This is a genomic window from Devosia geojensis (assembly GCF_000969415.1).
Classification (GTDB): domain Bacteria; phylum Pseudomonadota; class Alphaproteobacteria; order Rhizobiales; family Devosiaceae; genus Devosia; species Devosia geojensis.
Window position 1 is genome coordinate 1 of sequence record NZ_JZEX01000082.1, and the last position, 3,553, is coordinate 3,553.

Annotated in this window: 3 protein-coding genes; all 3 read right to left on the reverse strand. The window is 70.1% G+C overall.

The window, feature by feature from the left end; translation table 11 throughout:
* Positions 1-150: 150 nt before the first annotated feature.
* The 3 genes from cobM to VE25_RS07815 all read right to left on the reverse strand — a co-directional run bounded on the left by cobM (position 151) and on the right by VE25_RS07815 (position 3,393).
* The gene (gene cobM, locus VE25_RS07805) at positions 151-909 is read right to left on the reverse strand and encodes a precorrin-4 C(11)-methyltransferase (protein ID WP_046108053.1); all 759 of its coding nucleotides are present in this window, start codon (positions 907-909) and stop codon (positions 151-153) included.
* 268 nt (positions 910-1,177) lie between these two features.
* On the reverse strand, positions 1,178-2,392 hold the full coding sequence (locus VE25_RS07810) for a bifunctional cobalt-precorrin-7 (C(5))-methyltransferase/cobalt-precorrin-6B (C(15))-methyltransferase (protein WP_046108054.1): 1,215 nt from the start codon (positions 2,390-2,392) through the stop codon (positions 1,178-1,180).
* Between the two features lie 245 nt (positions 2,393-2,637).
* Positions 2,638-3,393, reverse strand: coding sequence for a precorrin-3B C(17)-methyltransferase (locus VE25_RS07815; RefSeq protein ID WP_046108055.1), 756 nt, complete (start codon positions 3,391-3,393; stop codon positions 2,638-2,640).
* Between the last annotated feature and the right edge of the window lie 160 nt (positions 3,394-3,553).

A 3,553-nucleotide genomic window follows, 5' to 3' on the forward strand; every position in this document is an offset into this window, starting at 1 on the left:
GTCCATCGGTGGACCACACAACGACCCCCACCCTCGATCCCTCCCCTCAAGGGGGAGGGAGGCGAAGGGGCCGCTGATTCCATTCAGCTATGACGCAGCATACGACCGCGCCGACCCCGCGGGGATAATCCGGCTCATGGGGCAGCATATTTATTCGCGGCCGCGGAAGCGGCGCTGGTAGTGCGGATCGTAGAGGGCGCTCTCGCGGAAGGTCTCGGCCGACAAGGTGCGGCCGACGAGGATGACGGCGGTGCGCTCGATGGGGTCGGCGGCGAGTTTGCCGGCGATGTTGGCGAGGGTGCCGGTGACGATCTTCTCGTCCGGCCAGCTGGCGCGGGCAACGACCGCGACGGGGCAGTCGGAACCATAGTGGGGAGCAAGCTCGGCCGCCACGCGATCGAGTGCGTGGATGGCGAGATGGATGGCGAGCGTCGTGCCGGAGCGGGCGAAATTGGCCAGCGTTTCGCCCTCGGGCATGGGCGATGCGCGCCCGGAAACGCGGGTCAGTACCAGGCTTTGCGCCACGCCGGGGATGGTGAGCTCGCGCCCGAGCGCCGCCGCGGCGGCGGCAAAGGCGGGAACGCCGGGGGTGAGCGTATAGGGGATGCCGCGGGCCTCGAGCCTGCGGACCTGCTCGGCGACGGCGCTCCAGACGGAAAGATCGCCCGAGTGCAGGCGCGCCACGTCCTGCCCGGCGGCATGGGCGGCGACGTACTCGGCTTCGATCTCGTCGAGCGAAAGCGGCGCCGTATCGACGAGGCGGGCGCCCGGCGGACACCAGGCCAGCATCTCGCGCGGGACGATCGACCCGGCATAGAGGCAGACCGGGCAGCGGGCGAGAAGATCGCGCCCGCGCACGGTGATGAGATCGGCGGCGCCTGGGCCGGCGCCGATGAAATGGACGGTCACGCGACTGCCTCCTGACCGACGCGGGCGGCACCACCCTTCCGGCCTCCCCCGCAAGGGGGGAGGTGTCGCATCGTACGTAGGGCACCATTGCGCCACATCCTCGCTGTCATCCCGGCGAAAGCCGGGACCCAGTACACACCAGCCAATGGACTCACGCGCCAAGCGAACCGGCAACGTTCGGCGAGCACCGCAGCGGCGTCGTTTACTGGGTCCCGGCTTTCGCCGGGATGACAGGCGGGGGAAGACGGGACATGAACGCCTTGCACGGTCATGCGCCGCCCCCCTTCTCCCACACCCACTGCGTGACGGGCATGGCCGGGCGCCAGCCGACCATGCCGCCGAGCGGCGCGGCGCGCGCGACCGAGAGGCGGGTGAGCGTGCCGCCGACGGCGGCATGGCGCTCGATCAGCATGGCCTCGAAGGCGAGGGTGACGGCATTGGCGACGAGCGTGCCGCCGGGCTTCAGCGCTGCGAGTGCGGCGTCGAGAACACCCGGATCGCTACCGCCGCCGCCAATGAAGACGGCATCGGGCCGCGGCAGGTCGGCGAGGGCTTCGGGCGCGCCGCCGGTGACCACCTGCAGGTCCGGCACGCCGAAGGCGAGAGCGTTGCGGCGGATGCGCATCGCCCGCTCATTGTCCGCCTCGACGGCGACGGCGCGCATGGAGGGGTCGGCGAGCATCCATTCGATGGCGACGGACCCGGAGCCTGCCCCGATATCCCAGAGGAGCTGTCCGCGGCGCGGCGCGAGGGAGGAGAGCGTGACGGCACGGATTTCCCGCTTGGTGATCTGCCCGTCATGCTCGAAGAGGTCGTCCGGAAGCCCCGGAGCGCGGGCGAGAATGCGTGCGCCGGGGCCGGCGGCGACCTCGATGGCGCAGAGGTTGAGCGGATTGACCGAAGCGAGGGAAAAGCTCTCGGCCTTGTGCCAGGTGACGCGCTCATCGGGCCCGCCCAGCGCCTCCAGCACGGCAAGGCGTGAGGGACCGAAACCGTTGGCCGTGAGGAGCTGCGCGAGGGCAGCAGGCCCGTCCTCATCGGATGTCAGCGCGAGGAGACGCCGGCCAGGCTGCAGGTGCGGCAGGACGAGCTCGAGCGGGCGCCCATGGACGGAAAGCGCCGTCACCTCCTGTAGCGGCCAGCCGAGACGAGAGGCGGCAAGGCTGAAGGCGGAAGGGGCGGGCACGACGTGCATCTCTTCGGCGGGAACCAGACGCGAGAGCGTCGCGCCGATGCCGTAGAGGAACGGATCGCCGGAGGCGAGGACGGTTACCCGCCGGCCGCGCTGAGCGGTGAGGACGGCAAGGGAATCGGAGAGCGGCGAGAGCCAGGAGTGCGTCTCACCGGTAATGAGGGATGCGGCAAGCGCCAAGTGCCGCTCGCCGCCGAAGATGATTTCGGCATCGGCGACGATGGCGCGGGCATGCTCGCCGAGACCCGCGATGCCGTCTTCGCCGATGCCGACGATGGAGAGCCATTTCATGGGTGGGCCCGCCGATCGGTACAAGTGAACTGTACGCGTGACATCCACGATGTCACCCCGGCGAAGGCCGGGGCCCATCCTGAGATGCCCCGCCAGCCGCAAGGTATGTGAACAGTTCGCTGAACGAAGCCAGCCGAACCACCTAGCGGCACGGTGATGTATCTCAGGATGGGCCCCGGCCTTCGCCGGGGTGACACCGTGGTGGGGGATCGTTCCGTGCTCATCCATCGACAATCGGCCATCCCCTACCCCTTCGCGAACCGCGGCGTGTAGACGAGGTCGGGTAGACCCTCGCGCGCGACGTGGCGGGTTTCGGGGGAGCCGACGATGATGCAGGTGGCCATGTCGGCGAGGTCTGGGTCGGCCTGGGCAAGGGTGGTGACGACGATCTTCTCGTCCGGGCGGCCGGCGGCGCGGCCGAAGACGACGGGGGTTTCGGCGGTGAGGATGGCGCGCAGGATCTCGAGCGCTTCGCCCAGCTGCCAGGGGCGGTGGCGGCTGACGGGGTTGTAGAGGGCGATGGCGAAGCCGGCGGCGGCGGCGGCCTTGAGGCGCGCGGTGATGACCGGCCAAGGCTTGAGGTTGTCGGAGAGCGACATCACGCAGAAATCGTGGCCGAGCGGCGCGCCGACGCGGGCGGCGACGGCCAGCATGGCGGTGACGCCTGGGACGATGACGATATCGAGCGCGCGCCACTCGGAGGGCCCCGCCTCGACCGCCTCGCACACGGCCGCGGCCATGGCGAAGACGCCGGGGTCGCCGCCGGAAACGAGGCAGACCGTATTGCCCGCCGCCGCGCTGGCGAGGGCCGCATCAGCGCGCGAAAGCTCCTGCCGGTTGTCGGAGGCGATGCGGCGCTGGTCGGGGCGCAGGGTCAGGCGATCGAGATAGGGGCCGTAGCCGTAGAGCTCGCCGGACGCGGCGACGGCGGCGAGCGCTTCGGGCGTCACCTGGTCCGGGCTGCCGGGACCGAGGCCGACGACGTAAAGCTTGCCGCTCATGACCGGACCTCGCAACGGCAGACCAAACTCAGAATTTCCACGAGGTCATTCCCGCGAAAGCGGGAACCTCTGTTCACGGAGCTAGTCTCTGTCGTGTTTTGACGAAAACGGGAGGCATCCGGCTCCCCTCCCCCTTGAGGGGAGGGGTCGGGGGTGGGGG

Coding starts and splice junctions, on each gene's coding strand:
- VE25_RS07815 (WP_046108055.1), bottom strand. CDS start 3,393: ATGAGCGGCAAGCTTTACGTCGTCGGCCTCGGTCCCGGCAGCCCGGAC.
- VE25_RS07810 (WP_046108054.1), bottom strand. CDS start 2,392: ATGAAATGGCTCTCCATCGTCGGCATCGGCGAAGACGGCATCGCGGGT.